Annotated in this window: 17 protein-coding genes; 7 read left to right on the forward strand and 10 right to left on the reverse strand. The window is 63.5% G+C overall.

The features are described from left to right. Positions 1 to 27 precede the first annotated feature (27 nt). The gene (locus tag L6D77_RS14390; RefSeq protein WP_232884230.1) at positions 28 to 954 is read right to left on the reverse strand and encodes a LysR family transcriptional regulator; all 927 of its coding nucleotides are present in this window, start codon (positions 952 to 954) and stop codon (positions 28 to 30) included. Between the two features lie 138 nt (positions 955 to 1,092). Here L6D77_RS14390 and L6D77_RS14395 point away from each other — a divergent pair, with 138 nt between their 5' ends. The 4 genes from L6D77_RS14395 (at position 1,093) to L6D77_RS14410 (ending at position 4,649) form a co-directional block, all read left to right on the forward strand. Next, a complete protein-coding gene (locus L6D77_RS14395; protein WP_232884231.1) occupies positions 1,093 to 2,322 on the forward strand; it encodes an acyl-CoA dehydrogenase in 1,230 nt (409 codons plus the stop codon). A 122-nt stretch (positions 2,323 to 2,444) separates the two neighbouring features. Beyond that, a complete protein-coding gene (locus L6D77_RS14400) occupies positions 2,445 to 3,830 on the forward strand; it encodes a PAAR domain-containing protein (protein WP_232884232.1) in 1,386 nt (461 codons plus the stop codon). Then, positions 3,817 to 4,215 carry a hypothetical protein gene (locus tag L6D77_RS14405; RefSeq protein WP_232884233.1) on the forward strand — a complete coding sequence of 133 codons (399 nt, stop codon included), beginning with the start codon at positions 3,817 to 3,819 and terminating at the stop codon, positions 4,213 to 4,215. The genes L6D77_RS14400 and L6D77_RS14405 overlap by 14 nt, the downstream gene beginning before the upstream one ends. Positions 4,216 to 4,265: 50 nt before the next feature. Further along, positions 4,266 to 4,649: a hypothetical protein gene (locus L6D77_RS14410; protein WP_232884234.1), complete on the forward strand. Its 384-nt coding sequence runs from the start codon at positions 4,266 to 4,268 to the stop codon at positions 4,647 to 4,649. A 62-nt stretch (positions 4,650 to 4,711) separates the two neighbouring features. Here L6D77_RS14410 and L6D77_RS14415 read toward each other — a convergent pair whose 3' ends face one another. The 3 genes from L6D77_RS14415 to L6D77_RS14425 all read right to left on the reverse strand — a co-directional run bounded on the left by L6D77_RS14415 (position 4,712) and on the right by L6D77_RS14425 (position 8,472). After that, positions 4,712 to 6,064 carry an SPFH domain-containing protein gene (locus L6D77_RS14415; protein ID WP_232884235.1) on the reverse strand — a complete coding sequence of 451 codons (1,353 nt, stop codon included), beginning with the start codon at positions 6,062 to 6,064 and terminating at the stop codon, positions 4,712 to 4,714. Positions 6,065 to 6,206: 142 nt separating this feature from the next. Further along, entirely contained in the window at positions 6,207 to 7,619 is a 1,413-nt protein-coding gene (locus L6D77_RS14420) for a purine-cytosine permease family protein (protein WP_232884236.1), read from the reverse strand. 400 nt (positions 7,620 to 8,019) lie between these two features. Continuing rightward, a complete protein-coding gene (locus tag L6D77_RS14425; protein WP_232884237.1) occupies positions 8,020 to 8,472 on the reverse strand; it encodes an Lrp/AsnC family transcriptional regulator in 453 nt (150 codons plus the stop codon). 113 nt (positions 8,473 to 8,585) lie between these two features. On the opposite strand from L6D77_RS14425, the gene L6D77_RS14430 reads away from it, so the two are divergent. Beyond that, on the forward strand, positions 8,586 to 9,200 hold the full coding sequence (locus L6D77_RS14430; protein ID WP_232884238.1) for a LysE family translocator: 615 nt from the start codon (positions 8,586 to 8,588) through the stop codon (positions 9,198 to 9,200). A 145-nt stretch (positions 9,201 to 9,345) separates the two neighbouring features. On the opposite strand, the gene L6D77_RS27305 is transcribed toward L6D77_RS14430, so the two are convergent. After that, entirely contained in the window at positions 9,346 to 9,477 is a 132-nt protein-coding gene (locus tag L6D77_RS27305; RefSeq protein WP_269807602.1) for a hypothetical protein, read from the reverse strand. 233 nt (positions 9,478 to 9,710) lie between these two features. Between L6D77_RS27305 and L6D77_RS14435 the strand changes: the two genes are divergently transcribed. Next, entirely contained in the window at positions 9,711 to 10,343 is a 633-nt protein-coding gene (locus L6D77_RS14435) for a LysE family translocator (protein ID WP_232884239.1), read from the forward strand. A 35-nt stretch (positions 10,344 to 10,378) separates the two neighbouring features. Here the strand turns inward: L6D77_RS14435 and pbpG are convergent, their stop codons facing one another. The 3 genes from pbpG to L6D77_RS14450 form a co-directional block, all read right to left on the reverse strand. After that, positions 10,379 to 11,305, reverse strand: coding sequence for a D-alanyl-D-alanine endopeptidase (pbpG, locus tag L6D77_RS14440; RefSeq protein ID WP_232884240.1), 927 nt, complete (start codon positions 11,303 to 11,305; stop codon positions 10,379 to 10,381). A 247-nt stretch (positions 11,306 to 11,552) separates the two neighbouring features. Further along, on the reverse strand, positions 11,553 to 11,735 hold the full coding sequence (locus tag L6D77_RS14445; protein ID WP_232884241.1) for a hypothetical protein: 183 nt from the start codon (positions 11,733 to 11,735) through the stop codon (positions 11,553 to 11,555). 101 nt (positions 11,736 to 11,836) lie between these two features. Further along, on the reverse strand, positions 11,837 to 12,181 hold the full coding sequence (locus tag L6D77_RS14450; protein ID WP_232884242.1) for a hypothetical protein: 345 nt from the start codon (positions 12,179 to 12,181) through the stop codon (positions 11,837 to 11,839). 162 nt (positions 12,182 to 12,343) lie between these two features. On the opposite strand from L6D77_RS14450, the gene L6D77_RS14455 reads away from it, so the two are divergent. Beyond that, on the forward strand, positions 12,344 to 13,165 hold the full coding sequence (locus L6D77_RS14455) for a shikimate 5-dehydrogenase (RefSeq protein WP_232884243.1): 822 nt from the start codon (positions 12,344 to 12,346) through the stop codon (positions 13,163 to 13,165). A gap of 61 nt (positions 13,166 to 13,226) precedes the next feature. Here the strand turns inward: L6D77_RS14455 and L6D77_RS14460 are convergent, their stop codons facing one another. Further along, positions 13,227 to 13,631 carry a DUF4440 domain-containing protein gene (locus tag L6D77_RS14460; protein WP_232884244.1) on the reverse strand — a complete coding sequence of 135 codons (405 nt, stop codon included), beginning with the start codon at positions 13,629 to 13,631 and terminating at the stop codon, positions 13,227 to 13,229. Further along, positions 13,624 to 14,979 (reverse strand): MFS transporter, encoded by a 1,356-nt coding sequence (locus L6D77_RS14465; RefSeq protein WP_232884245.1) that lies wholly within the window; start codon positions 14,977 to 14,979, stop codon positions 13,624 to 13,626. The genes L6D77_RS14460 and L6D77_RS14465 overlap by 8 nt, the downstream gene beginning before the upstream one ends. Positions 14,980 to 15,033: the final 54 nt, after the last annotated feature.

A 15,033-nucleotide genomic window follows, 5' to 3' on the forward strand; every position in this document is an offset into this window, starting at 1 on the left:
GGTCAGTGCAATGCAAGCGCGCAGCGCTCAGGCGCTTTCCAGCGCCTTCTGCTCCTGGCTGGCGACCCGCTCGCACAGCTCGATGATCTGCTCGCGCATCCAGCGGTTGGCCGGGTCCTGGTCGGTGCTTTCGTGCCAGTACAGGTGGGTTTCCAGGGCCGGCACTTCCACCGGCAGCGGCTGGTGGCGCAACTGGTGGCGGCGGGCGAAGCGCTCGGGCACGGTCATCACCATGTCGGTCTGCTGCAGCACCTGCGAGGCCATCAAGTAGTGTTGCGAACGCAACGCCACGCGGCGTTGCACGCCCATCTTGCCCAGGGCCAGGTCAACGTAGCCCAGGCCGTTGCGGCGGCTGGAAATATGGATGTGGGTCATGCCCAGGTAGCTGTCGAGGGTCAGCGGGCTGTCGGCCAGCGGGTGGCCGGGGCGCATGGCGCAGACGTAGCGGTCCTGCATCAGCTTGACGTGGCGCACCTGCGGGTCGGTGTTCAGCGGCGCGTCGACGGCGAAGTCCAGGCGCCCGGCGGCAAGCTCCTTGGTGGTTTCGCGGCGCTTGCACGGGAAGCTCTCGATCACCAGTGCCGGGGCCAGGCGGCGCAGGCGCTGGAACAGCGGCGGCAGGATCACCGCCTCGGTGAGGTCGGTCATGCTGATGCGGAAGGTCTTGCTGGCCTGCAGCGGGTTGAAGATGCGGCTCTCTTGTACCGAGGTGCGCAGCAATGACAGGGCGTTGCGCACCGGGCCGATGATGTTCTGCGCCATGGGCGTGGGCACCATGCCCTGGGCAGTGCGCACGAACAGCGGGTCGTTGAAGGTTTCGCGCAGGCGCGACAGGGCGTTGGACACCGCTGGCTGGGTGATGCCGACGATCTGCCCGGCGCGGGTCAGGTTGGCTTCGGTGTAGATCGCGTCGAAGACGATGAACAGGTTGAGGTCGACCTTGCTGAGGTTCATGGCGCCGCTCTTCATTGGAATTATCAGCCGATCATATATCGGTTATGAATGTTTATACACGTAGAAAATAGACTAGGTGGATGAAGGGTGGCTGTTCTAGGCTGCGTCCATGTTCTTCATTGACTGAAGGTAGCCCCGATGGATTTCGCCTATTCGCCCAAGGTCCAGGCACTGCGCGAGCGTGTCAGCGCATTCATGGACACCTATGTGTACCCGGCCGAGCCGGTGTTCGAGCGCCAGGTTGCCGAAGGCGACCGCTGGCAGCCCACCGCGATCATGGAAGAGCTCAAGGCCAAGGCCCGTGCCGAGGGCCTGTGGAACCTGTTCCTGCCCGAGTCGGAATACGGCGCGGGGCTGACCAACCTCGAATACGCACCGCTGGCCGAGATCATGGGCCGCTCGTTGCTGGGGCCGGAGCCGTTCAACTGCTCGGCACCGGACACCGGCAACATGGAAGTGCTGGTGCGCTACGCCAGCGAGGCGCAGAAGCGCCAGTGGCTGGAGCCGCTGCTGCGCGGCGAGATCCGCTCGGCGTTTGCCATGACCGAGCCGGACGTGGCCTCGTCGGATGCCACCAACATGGCCGCCACTGCCGTACGCGACGGCGATGAGTGGGTGATCAACGGCCGCAAGTGGTGGACCTCCGGCGCCTGCGACCCACGCTGCAAGGTGATGATCTTCATGGGCCTGTCCAACCCCGACGGCCCGCGTCATCAGCAGCACTCGATGATCCTGGTGCCCACCGACGCGCCGGGGGTGAAGATCGTCCGCCCGCTGCCGGTGTTCGGTTATGACGACGCGCCCCACGGCCACGCCGAGGTGCTGTTCGAGAACGTGCGCGTGCCTTACGAAAACGTGCTGCTTGGCGAGGGCCGTGGCTTCGAGATCGCCCAGGGCCGCCTTGGCCCAGGCCGTATCCACCACTGCATGCGCTCGATCGGCATGGCCGAGCGTGCCCTGGAACTGATGTGCAAACGCTCTGTCGAGCGCACCGCCTTTGGCAAGCCACTGGCGCGGCTGGGCGGCAACATCGACAAGATCGCCGACTCGCGGATGGAGATCGACATGGCCCGGCTGCTGACGCTCAAGGCCGCGTACATGATGGACACCGTGGGCAACAAGGTGGCGCGCAGCGAGATCGCGCAGATCAAGGTGGTGGCGCCGAACGTGGCGTTGAAGGTGATCGACCGGGCGATTCAGATCCATGGTGGCGCAGGGGTGAGTGGCGACTTCCCGCTGGCCTACATGTATGCGATGCAACGCACGCTGCGTTTGGCCGACGGGCCGGATGAGGTGCACCGGGCGGCGATTGGCAAGTATGAGGTTGGCAAGTATGTGCCCAAGGAGATGTTGCGTAGCGGGCGCTGAGCCGGGGTAAGTCCGGTTAGTTTCTGAATTGTGCGTAGGGCGTTTCCCAAAGGCCGTTCTGGTCCCGAGCTTAACCCCTGAGTGCTGCTAGCTTCCTTCGCTTTGTAAAGGGGAACTACAGCATGTGGCGTGTCGGTCTTGACGGCAGGGGCCAGGCAGTTGATGGCGATCGCACCAGCACTGGAGCGGTGTGCCTGGCCAGCGGTGAAGGTTATCTGAGCGAGGGGCTCAGGGTCCTGCGCGTTGGTGACTCGACCACCGAGTGCCCCGCATGCGGCCAGCCCGGGGTGGTGGTCGATGGGCATGAAGGCTGGATCAGCGACGGTCAGCCCTTGGCCATGGACGGGTCGCTGGTCGCGTGCGGCTGCCCCAGTGGCAGCAACCGCGTGGTGGCGCCGCTGGACCAGGCGCCAGGCTTGCACTCGACGCCGCTGATGGCGTCTGCCAGTCCCTCCGCCGCCCCTGGCCATTTGCAGCCGCAGATGGCCACGGCAGCCCCGGCACCGCGTACCTTGCTGGAGCCGGGCTTTCATATCGTGCGCCGAAGCCTGTCCGGCCCTCAGTTGGTGACCGAGTTGCTGGAGCACGACCACCGGCTGCCGATTGCCCGGCTGCAGCGTCTTAACCCGACCTTCGAGCAAGGCTTCAAGGCCGGTGAGATCTTCGTCCTCGGCGACCCCGACAACCACTATGCCTGTACCCGTGAAGAAGCCGACCTAATGGCGGCGGCACAGCGGGCGCGGGAGGCATTGGCGGTGCTGGACGAGCAGGAAGCCAACTTCATGATGGAGCACATCGGCGAGATTGCCGGGGTGCTCAACGGTGCCAGCCAGTCCATGGGGGTGGGCAAGGACATGCTGGCCCGTGGGCTGGGGCAGGTGGAGGACACGCTCAGGGGGATTGAGCGGCTGCATCAGCGCGAGTTTGGGTTGCATGGGCACCTGAAAAGCCCGCAGTTCTTTGCCTCACGCCAGGCCTTGTATCAGCAGCTGGATGCGCAACTACGCAGTGCATTCCTGGGCAAGTACCTGAACCTGGGAGGGCATGAAAGCTTGCGCAAAGGGTTGGGGATATCCACCAAGAGCCTTGTGCATCATTGGTCCAAGGCTGGGGCGCCGGGCGCTATACCGGGGTATGCGACGCATCTGGATGAGGTGGCAAAGATGGCGAAATACCTCAAGTATGGCGGGCATGTGGCGGTGGGGTTGGGGGCTACTTCGTCGTATCTGAAGGTTCAGGAGGCTTGCCGGGCGGGTGAGACCGAGGAGTGCCGGAAGGTCAGGCTGACAGAGACAGGGAGCTTTACAGGTGGGCTAGTTGGTGGCGCAGCGGGCGCTTGGGGCGGTAATGCTGCGATCAGGTTCGTGTGCTATTTCGGCCCTTGGGCTAGAGCGGCCTGTGGAATTGCGATGGTCGGTACTGGTTCCTATGCTGGCGCAGAACTGGTTGGAAAGGTTGGTGAGGTTTCTGGTGAGGCGATTTATGAGCGTGTTTATGATCGACCTTAGTAGCTGGCCGGCAGACTTTAAGATTGCTGCACTGCTGATCCCGTTTCTAATCACGCTGACAGGCGTGGGCATTCATATTCATATCGCCTCTTCAAAGCACTTCGACGTGATGTGTGCGGCGCTTCAGCGAAGTCAGTGCCTGCATGAGGAATTGAGGCGAGGTGGAGCTTTCAATTTCAAGCTTCGCACTATGACGGTCAGTGCTATTACAGGTGTTTTGTTCTGGCCGGAGCTGTCAGTTCGCAGGGAGTATCTGGATTCGGAGGATTATCGAGCATTTCCGAGATATCTCAGAAAGCGCATGAAAGCAGCCATGATTTGTATGGTCTTCGGTATGAGTTGCATGGCTTTCATAGTCCTTTTTGTCAACTTTGAACGTGCATGAAGTGGTGCTTCTACTGTGAAACAAATTGCACCTATGGATGGCGCACCTCCATGAACGGCTTCTGGACTTCCGGGTGGGCGATCTTGTTCGTTGTATTCCCCTTCTTGTTGGGCGCCGTAGGGTTGGCCATGAGTTTGCTGCTGGCGCGCAAGGCAAGCTATCGCAGGATTGTCGGCGCCCTTTCTGGCAGTGCGTGGGTGTTGCAACAGCGACATTTTTGGGGCGAGGAGAGCTTCAAGTCCAGATGGCATCAGGTAAATATGGTAAACGGAGCGTTTCTCTACCCTGCATTCGTCATTCGTAAAGGTCTTTTCGATGAACAGGAGATGTTTGATTTTCCGACGGATCTATTGCCATTTGGGCCTGAGCTGATTTGCGAATCACCGCGATACAAGAGGGTAACTACTGGAAGCTTGAGCCTGTCGCGGGCATAGCCCGCGACAGGCTCTGGTTGCTGAGGAGGCTCAGTAGTAGCTGCTTAGCCCGGCTCGGGACTTCAGGGCGTCTTGAGGTCCAGCGCCAGGTCCTTGGCCGCCTTGGTAGCCAGCACGCTCATCAACTTGCTCATCTCATCCTGACGCCCAATGCCGCCGTCTGTGGCGCCCATCATCACGCCGGGTACCGGCGCCTTGGACGCAGCATCTGCCCAAGCCTTGTTGATCTGCACCAGTGCATCGAGCTTGGTCTGCAAGGCACCGTCGGCCTTGAGAGAAGCCTCACGGGCATGGGCCTCGGCGTCGGCGGTGATCTTGGTGGCTTCGGCGTTGACCTTGGCCTTGTCGCGCAGCAGTTCGGCGGTTTGCTTGTCGATCTCGGCGCGGCGGTGTTCGCGCTCGGCATTGATCAGCGTGAGCTGTTTTTCCGTCTCGGCTTCGGTGGTGCGTTCGATTTGCTGGCGCAGGCTTTCCTGGCGCTTGGCCTCGACCTCCTTGGCGCCACGGGCGGAGACCAGCTCCTTCTCCTCTTCTTCCTTGAGCCGGTTTTGCCGGGCCACCGCCAGCTCCGCCAGTGCCTGCTGCACCCGCACCATGCGCTCCTGATACTGCGGGTTGGGGTCGATGTGGGTGACCCGGGCGTCGACCACGTCCACGCCGAACAGGCGGAACTGCTGCTGTTTGCGCATTTCCTGGCCGTCCTTGTCGAGTTTCTTTTCGATGACGAAACGGGTCGCGGAGTTGTCGCCGAAGCTGCCCTGTTCAGTACCGGCCTGCAGGATCGCGGTCTGTGCCGGTAGACTGTCGCGCATGACGCGGATTTCCTTGCGGCTGGTGAGGTACAGGCCATTGCGCAGCTGGTTTTCGAATTCGGCGCCGAAGTGGCTGCGATTGCCGGCGTAGTAATCGTCGGCGCTCATCAGTGAGGCCGTAGCCTGCAGGGTTTCCTTGACCGCCGGCAGCAAGGCCCGCTGCAGGAAGTTGTCCGGCGTGCGGTACTCCTGGGCGATTTTCAGGAAGCTGTCGCCCGAGGGCAGGCGGAACTGGGTGCTGAACTCAGCCTTGGCGTCGACGTTGCCGAGGAAAACGATGGGTAGGTTTTCGAGGACCACCGAGGGATGCCCGGCACGAGAATCTTCCTGGTTGTCGACCTGCAGGGCCGACTGGACCCCGATGGTGCGGCGCCAGACCGTGCTGCGACCGAACCATTTGGTCGCATAGCCCACGTCCTCGACCACTTTCTCCTCTCCGAAGATCGTACGCACATGGGTCATCTGGCCTGCTTCGTTGTAGAAGAACACTGCGTTGAACAGTGCGGCGAGGATGGCGAGCGCCACTAGCGGGATTGCGATGACGGCTATCAGTTTGCGGTTAAGGCCAGCGAGGGGGAGATCAGTCAATGGAAGCTTTTGCATCTATCACTCCGGATGCGGGGAGTGAGCATGCTGGGCACCGATAGCTTGAGCCTCAATCAGTCCGGTCCGGGGCTAGCGTAGGAAGCCTCTTGTAGGTCTGAAAGTAGAAGACCCGCCATGGCGGGTCTCCTTGAGCATCTGTTTAAACACCAAGCGCCATCTTCGCACTCATCTGGCGACGACGGTAAGCCGTGTCGCGGCTGGCCAGCCACCAGTACAGTGGCGTGGTCACCGCCAGGCCCACCAGCCAGGACAGGTCGGCGCCGTTGATGTATTCGGACACCTGCCCGACATACAGCGGGGTGTTCATGAACGGGATCTGCACCACGATGCCAATGGCGTAGGCCAGCAACGCCTGCGGGTTGTAGCGCCCGTAGATGCCGCCATCGACCTTGAAGATCGACTGGATGTCGTAGTCGCCTTTATGGATGACATAGAAGTCGATCAGGTTGATCGCGGTCCATGGCACCAGCACCACCAGCAGCACCAGCACCATGTCGACGAAGTGGCCGATGAAGTCCGCCGAGGCGAACACCGCCACCACGCAGCAGGCGGCCAGCACCAGCAGCGACAGCACGGCGCGGCTCTTGGCGGTGGGGATCCAGCGGTGGGCGAAGGTCTGCACCAGGGTGATGATCGACAGCACCGCGCCATACAGGTTGAGGGCGTTGTGGCTTATCACGCTGAGCAGGAACAGCACCAGCATCACCGGGCCGAGGGTACCGGTGGCCAGCTTGACTGCGTCCATGGTGTCCATGCCGGCCGGGATCGCCAGCACGGCGACGGCGCCGAAGATGAACGACAGGCTCGAACCCAGCGCCGAACCCAGGTAGGTGGTCCAGAAGGTCGACGATACTTTCACGTCGGCCGGCAGGTAGCGCGAGTAGTCCGACACATAGGGGGCGAAGGCGATCTGCCACAGTGCCGCCAGCGACACGGTGGCCAGCCAGCCGGCCAGGTTGAAACCGCCGCGGGTGAGGAAGTCGTCGCTCTGCACATGGCTGAAGATGTAGCCAAAGCCGACCACGATGCCGATGCCCAGCACCCAGGTGCCGATGCGGTTGAGCACGTGGATGAAGCGGTAGCCGATGATGCCGATGATGCCCGAGCCCAGTGCACCGACGACGATGCCCACCGGTACCGGTACGCTGTCGACCACGCCGTGCAGCGACTTGCCGGCCAGGACGATGTTGGAGGCGAAGAAGCCGATGTACATCACCCCGGCGATCACCACCACCAGCAGCGCGCCGAGCGAGCCGAACTGGGCGCGGCTCTGGATCATCTGCGGGATACCCATCTGCGGGCCCTGGGCCGAGTGCAGCGCCATCAGCACGCCGCCCAGCAGGTGGCCGACCAGGATGGCGACGATGCCCCACACCAGGTTGAGGTGGAACAGCTGCACGCCCAGCGCGCCGGTGACGATCGGCAGCGGCGCGATGTTGCCGCCGAACCACAGTGTGAACAGATCCCTTACCTTTCCATGGCGGTCTTGCGGCGGCACGTAGCCGATCGTGTGTTTCTCGATGAGGGGTGCCGAATTGGCTGCACTGGTCATGAATGACTCCAAGGCAAGGAGGGCGCAACCGAAGTTGCCGGGCGCGTGCCGACAAGGGACGACGCGTTCTTGTTGGAGCCGATGATGGCGGCGGGGCGGGGAACGGGAAATTAGTAAATTTGTGCTCATGAACCTTAAAAAAGCTAAGGCCGGCAGAGGGTTAAGCGAGGGACGGTAGCAAGGTGGGTGCCAGGTGGCGGGAAGGGCCGCGATATGAGGCTTTGCAGTTGGTTGCGGAGCCAGGCATGGCCGTTGATGGTGCGCCAGGCACAGGAACAGAGCATTGATCTTTGGTGGCAATGCCGGCCTCTTCGCGGGCAAGCCCGCTCCCACAGGTATCTCGCCGGGCTCAGGATCCGCTGAGACTTGCCCGCGAAGAGGCCGGCGCATGAGGAAAAAGCTACATCGGCAACAACCGATCCTGAATCACTTCCTTCATCACCAAGGTCGAACTCAGCCGTTTCACATTGGGAATGCTGGTCAGCTGCTCGTCATACAGCTTCTGGAACGCCGGCAGGTCCTTGGCCACCACATGCAGCAGGTAGTCCGGGTCGCCAAACAGCCGCTGCGCCTCGACGATCTGCGGTATCTGCGAAACCGCTGCTTCGAAGTCCGCCACCGGCTGGCGGGTGACCTCGCGCAGGGTGACGAACACCAGTGCGGCGAAGTTCAGGCCCAGGGCGCTCGGCGCCAGGCGGGCGTGGTAGCCAAGGATGGCGCCGGACTCTTCCAGCGCCTTGAGCCGGCGGTGGCAGGGTGAGAGGCTCAGGCCCACGCGTTCGGCCAGTTCGGTCACCGACAGGCGCCCGTCATTTTGCAGTTCGGCAAGGATCTTTCGATCGATTCGGTCCATGTGGGAAGAATCTTCCAGTGTGGTGGCCAGGATGGGGAATATACGAAAGAAAATCCCCGGGCGATATCCGTAATCTTGCTCTCACCGAAACCTGTGTGGAAGGAAGATTGAAAGTGGCCATGAGTGTATTGGCGGCGTTCTGGGCCGTGTCCTTGCTGTTCGTGATCACCCCCGGTGCCGACTGGGCCTACGCCATTTCCGCCGGGATGCGCGGGCGCTGGGTGATGCCGGCAGTGGCGGGGATGCTCTCGGGGCATTTCCTGGTGACGTTGATCGTTGCGGCAGGCGTCGGCAGCCTGATCGCCGGGCACCCGCTGGCGTTGACCCTGTTGACCTTGGCGGGCTGCGTTTATCTGCTGTGGCTGGGCGGCAACCTGCTGCTGCGCCCGGCGGTGCCCGCGGCCGGGGAGGGCGGCGTGACGGATTCGGGTTCGCGCTGGGCTTTCAAGGGCTTTTGCGTGAGCGGGCTCAATCCCAAGGTGTTCCTGTTGTTCCTGGCGCTGTTGCCGCAATTCACCGATCCGCAGGCGAGCTGGCCGGTGTGGTTGCAGATCCTGCTGCTGGGGCTGGTGCACCTGGCCAGTTCGCTGGTGGTGTACCTGATGGTGGGGTATGGCGCCAAGGCGGTGCTGCGCACTCGGCCGGTGGCGGCGCAGGTGGTCGGGCGGGTGTCGGGGGTGGTGATGATCGTGATTGCGCTGGGGTTGATTGCCGGGCAGATGCGCTGAATTCCGCACGTCCCTGTGTAGGAGCGGCCTTGTGCCGCGAAAGGGCTGCGCAGCAGCCCCAGGATCTCAACGTCGATGCATAAATCGGCGGGGCTGCTCTGCAGCCCTTTCGCGGCACAAGGCCGCTCCTACAAAGGCCAGTACCTCAGGTCGTCGGTCTTCGTGCCGCGATTTGCTGCATTTCAACACCATCCAGCAGCGCCTCGACCACCGCCTTGGCCGCATTGGCATGCGCCGTGGTGGCGCGGGCAGGGGGATCAGGTAAGCCTTTCATCATTGTGTCGCTCCTTGATTCAATGGAGCCGCCACTCGACGTGACCAAACGAAGGGGGGGCGACTGTACGCGGGTTGGTCAACCGGGAATCAAGGAAACCGGCGCGCACGGAGGCGCCCCACGCACAGCCGCTGGACTTACAGCAGCGCGCAAAGGTTGCCGGGCATGGGTTGGCGTTTCAAGGCGGGATCATCTGCGGATACACTTCGCCACTCACCACCACAAGGACGTGCACGATGCCTGAACTCACCAGCCTGCTGGCCTTCGCCCTGATCTGCCTGGGCATGGTCCTCACCCCCGGCCCGAACATGATCTACCTCATCTCCCGCTCGATCTGCCAGGGCCGTGCGGCCGGGTTGATTTCGCTGGGCGGTGTGGCCCTGGGCTTCGTCATCTACATGCTGTGCGCGGCGCTGGGCATTACCGCGCTGGTGATGGCGGTGCCGTTGGCCTACGACGCCCTGCGCATCGGTGGCGCATTGTACCTGCTGTACCTGGCCTGGCAGGCGCTGCGCCCGGGTGGCCGTTCGCCGTTCCAGGTGCGCGACCTGCCGGCGGACAGCCCGCGCCGGCTGTTCGGCATGGGCCTGTTGACCAGCCTGCTCAACCCCAAGATCGCGGTGATGTACCTGTCGCTGATGCCGCAGTTCATCGAGCCGGGCCACGGCAGTGTACTGGCGCAGTCGCTGGTGCTGGGCTGCACGCAGATCATGATCAGTGTGTCGGTGAATGCGTTGATCGCGGTGATGGCGGGTTCCATTGCCGTGTTTCTCGCCGGCCGGCCGCTGTGGCAACAGGTTCAGCGCTGGCTGATGGGCACCGTGTTGGCGGGGCTGGCCGTGCGCATGCTGGCCGAAGGCCGACGCTGAAGGCGCCGCCCCGCATCCAGCGGGGCGGTTGGGGCTTAGTCCTGAACCACGCGCGGGCGGGCCTGGCGCTCGTTCTTGTATTGCATGGCCACCGCTGGCGCTGCCTTGGTACTGCCGGTCTCCAGCCACTGGCGCATGCGGCTGGCGTCGGCGAAGTGGGTGTACTTGCCGTAGGCGTCGAGAATCACCATGGCCACCGGGCGGTTGTCCATGCGGGTCAGCAGCACCAGGCAGTGGCCCGCCTCGTTGGTGAAGCCGGTCTTGGTCAGCTTGATGTCCCAGTTGCTCTTGTTGACCAGGTGGTCGGTGTTACGAAAGCCCAGGGTGTAGTTGGGTTTGCGGAACGCCACGGTCTTTTCCGGGGTGGTCGACAGTTCGCCGAGCATCGGGTACTTGCGCGAGGCCATCAGCAGCTTGGCCAGGTCCTGGGCGGTGGACACGTTCAGGGTCGACAGGCCGGTCGGCTCGACGTAGCGGGTGTGGCTCATGCCCAGTGCGCGGGCTTTGGCGTTCATGGCCTTGATGAACGCGCCGTAGCCACCAGGGTAGTGGTTGGCCAGGGTGGTGGCGGCGCGGTTTTCCGACGACATCAGGGTAATCAGCAGTGTCTCGCGACGGTTCAGCTCGCTACCCAGGCGCACCCGCGAATACACGCCTTTCATCTCCGGGTTGTTGGCGATGGTCATGCTGAGCATTTCGTCCATGGGCAGCTTGGCGTCGAGCACGACCATCGCGGTCATCAGCTTGGTGACCGAGGCGATGGGGCGCACGCGATCGGCGTGGCTGGCGTACAGCTCCTGGTTGGTATTGAGGTCGATCAGCAGGGCGCTGCCGGAAGCCAGGTGCAACTTGCTGGGGTCGCGTTGGGCCTGGGCCGGGGGTTGTGCAGCAGCGGTCGACGGGAGGGTCGCAGTACCTGTGAGCAACAGCAGCAGGCTGAGGATAGACAGGGAAGTTTTCACGTTGAGGCTCACTAAATGTTGGTATGTCGTTGGCTGTGCAAGGGTTTTCCCCCAAAAAACCGATGCATTGTGGAGTATGGCCGAAGTGCTGTCGATTGCTCGTTGAGAGGGCTTGGCGAAATGAAAAAAGCTTCATGCTGGAACGGTTCCGCGGTAACCGTCCGTCGCTTCGTATAGGCAAAAAAAGCCCGCCGAGGAGGCGGGCGAGGGGACGCTTGGGGGAGCAACACACAACAACAGATTCGGTTCAGGCAATAAGGCAGTTGTCGAGCAACTGGCCGGCCAGCACTTCGGCCGAGGAGCGGGTAGTCAACGGGCCGCTGATGGCTTCGCCGTTGCGCATCAGGTACCAGCACGCCAGCTGGCCTTGGGCACGCAGGCTGGCCGGGACGGCGCTACCGACGACGGACATGATCTGGATGGGGGCCATGGGTGATCTCCTGTGAAACATGGCCCCACATTACGCAGACGCCGCGAAGGTTTGAAATCAATGCCTTCGATAGTGGTCATTGATTCCATCAACTGTGCTGCCTACCAGCGGGGCGGGCCGTAATAGACGGGTGGCGGGCCGTAGTAACGGCGGTACACCGGTGGTGGCGGTGCCGGCACATACTGTTCGACCACGTAGGGCTGGTAGTACACAGGAGGTGGCGGTGCCTGCACATACACCGGGGGTGGTGGGTAATAGGCAGGCTGGCGCTCGACGTAGACGGTGCGGTCATGCCCGCCACTGACGGCCGCCCCGACCACCGCGCCCACCACGGCAGCGCCGATCACCGGCCCCGGGCCATACCAGCCGCCACCGTGGGCGGACGCCTGCCCGCTGACGGCCAGCGCGCCGACCAGCAGGGCGATACCGGAGATGAAACGCTTCATGGCCAATCCTCGCAAGGCAACCCCACACTTGGGGCCTGATTACTATGACCGCAGTCAGGGTCAAGTGAGCGCAGGGGAAGCGTAAAGGTTGTGTAAGGGGCGACCGGCGGCTGCCTCTGTTACGCTGAGTCAATCGTTTCAGCCATATCGACAGGAGTGGCAATGAACCTTTCACCCAGCAGGGACACTGTGTTGTGCATTTCCTTGGCCGGCCGCCCAGGCACCTTCGGCGTGCGCTTCCATAACCACCTCTACCAGCAGCTCGGGCTGGACTACTACTACAAGGCCATGACCACCCAGGACCTGCCTGCCGCCGTGGCTGGCATCCGGGCCCTGGGCATTCGTGGCTGCGGCGTGTCGATGCCGTACAAGGAGGCGTGCATGGCGCTGGTGGACGAGGTCGATCCGTCCGCGCTGGCGATCGAGTCGGTCAATACCTTGGTCAACACCGCGGGTCACCTCAAGGCCTACAACACCGACTATCTGGCGATTCGCCAGCTGCTGCAACGCCACCAGGTCGACCCTGGCACCGGCTTTGCCTTGCGTGGCAGCGGTGGCATGGCCAAGGCGGTGGCCAGTGCGCTGCGTGACGCGGGCTTTGCCGACGGCACCATCGTCGCCCGCAACGAGCAGGCCGGGCGGCACCTGGCGGATACCTGTGGTTACCGTTGGTTGCCCGAACTGGGTGACCTGTGCCCGCCGATGCTGGTCAATGTCACGCCGATCGGCATGGCTGGCGGGCCTGAGGCCAATCAACTGGCATTTTCTGAACATGCGATCGCCGCGGCCGAGCGGGTGTTCGACGTGGTGGCGATGCCGGCACGCACACCGTTGATCCAACGGGCCGAAACGCTGGGCAAACCGGTGATCACCGGGCTTGAGGTGATTGCCCTGCAGGCGCTGGAGCAGTTCGTGTTGTACACCGGGGTGCGGCCGACAGGTGAGCAGGTGGCGGCGGCGGTGGCGTTCGCGCGGGGTGCCTGAAAGGAGCGGGGCCGCGCTGCGGCCCGTCGCTGGCCATGTTATGGGAGGCGATTCTACCTGCTCAGGCACCCACCGCTGTCTCGTGCAAACACCGCCACACCACACCGCGCTCGCTGCATTCGAGTATCGCCAGCGCCCAGCGTGCCTGCGTCACGCCCTGCAGCCGTTGCACTTCCTTGTAGCGCATTGCCACATTCACCCCGGCGCGCCACGCCACCTGTACCTCTTCGATCTCGATCTCAAGCCCGGGCCGCGCCCCGGCGAGGCGCTTGAACAACTGCTCGACCTGCTGGCGATCGAACAGCGTCCCCGTCGGGCTGACCATGCTGAAGTCCTCGGCGAACACCGCCATCAACCCGCCGAACACGGCCTGGGTTTCAGTGACGGGGCGGCTGAAGACCATCTGGATCAGCTCATGTACGTGTTGAATGCTGTGCTCGGCACGGGCAACTGCGGTGTCAGGCATGCTGGGGTTTCTCCTGGGGTAATGTGTGTAGCCGCGCAAGCGGCGCCAGCCCGAGCAGCGCCGCGAGGGCGAAGCTCAGGTGGTAGGCGAGGGTGCTGCCCAGTCGATCGAGCAGCAGGTTGAAGACCATCAACAGCAGCGCCGCGCCAACGCTGAACGCCATCTGCCGATTGAGGTTCCACAGTACGCTGGCCTGTTGAGTCTGCTGGCCAGTGAAATCGAGCAGCGCAGTGGTTTGCGCGGTGTTGGCGCCGATGCCGCCACCGATGCCCATCAGGGCGTAGGCGAGGATCAGCAACTGGCCGTCCCGCGCACTGTCGACCAGCACCAGCAGCGCGATGCCCAGGCTGTGCAGGAGCATGCCCAGCAGGAACAGGCGCCTTGCCCCGGCGCGGTTGTAGGCCCGGCCCACCATCAGCATGGCGGCGAAGGCGCCGGCGGCGTACACCAGCATGAACAGCCCGGTGGCCTGGGCGCTCAGCGCGAGGGTGTCTTGCAGATAGAAGATGTTCAACAGGTTGACCCCGGTGAAGACCCCGGGGATGGCCTGGTAGATCCACATGGACACCTTCAGCCGGGCACTGCCGAGCAGGCCAAGTTCGAGAATGGCGCTGTTTGTGCGACGGTAATGCCGGCGATAGAGCAAGGCACAGGCAGCCCCCAGCGCCAGGCACGGCAAGGCCCAGGCCAGGCCATGGCCGGCGCCGTACAGCGACATCCCCAGCAGCAGGGCGGCGAGCGCGGCGCTGACCAGCAGCAGGCCGAAGAAGTCTGGCCGGGCCTGCGCCGTGCCGGGTACGTCGCGGATCCACAGCCAGGCCAGCCCGGCCGCCAACAGCGCCAGCGGGATGTTGGCATGGAAGACCCACGGCCAGCTGCCACGGTCGACCATCAGCCCGCCCAGGCTTGGCGACAGCGCAGGCGCAATCAGTGCCACGGCCATCACCAGGGTGGACACCCGGGCGCGCTCCGGTCCCTGGAACAGATTGAACGTCAGCGCCTGGCCCACCGGGATCAGCAGCCCGCCGGCCATGCCCTGGAGCAGGCGCCAGGCGATCAGCCCGGCAAAGCCATCGGCCTGCCCGCAACCCCATGCCGCCACGGCGAACCCGAGCATGCTCGCGCTCAGCAGTTTCCTGGCGCCCCATTGCGCCGCCAGCCAGGTGCTTACCGGCACCACCAGGGTCAGCCCGAGGATGTAGGCATTACCCACCCAGGCACTGTTGGCGTTGTCGATGGCGAAGGTGGCCGCGATCCGTGGCAGTGCCACGGCCGGCATGAAAATGTTGATGCAGTCGATGAAGAAGCCCAACAGGAAAACGGTCGCCACGCGGTATCGATAGGTCATTGCCACTCCTTTGCAGCGCGCAGCCTAAGCGGCTTGGACTGGCCCGGTCGATGC

The sequence above is a fragment of the Pseudomonas parasichuanensis genome, assembly GCF_021601385.1.
In the GTDB taxonomy this organism is placed as follows: Bacteria; Pseudomonadota; Gammaproteobacteria; order Pseudomonadales; family Pseudomonadaceae; genus Aquipseudomonas; species Aquipseudomonas parasichuanensis.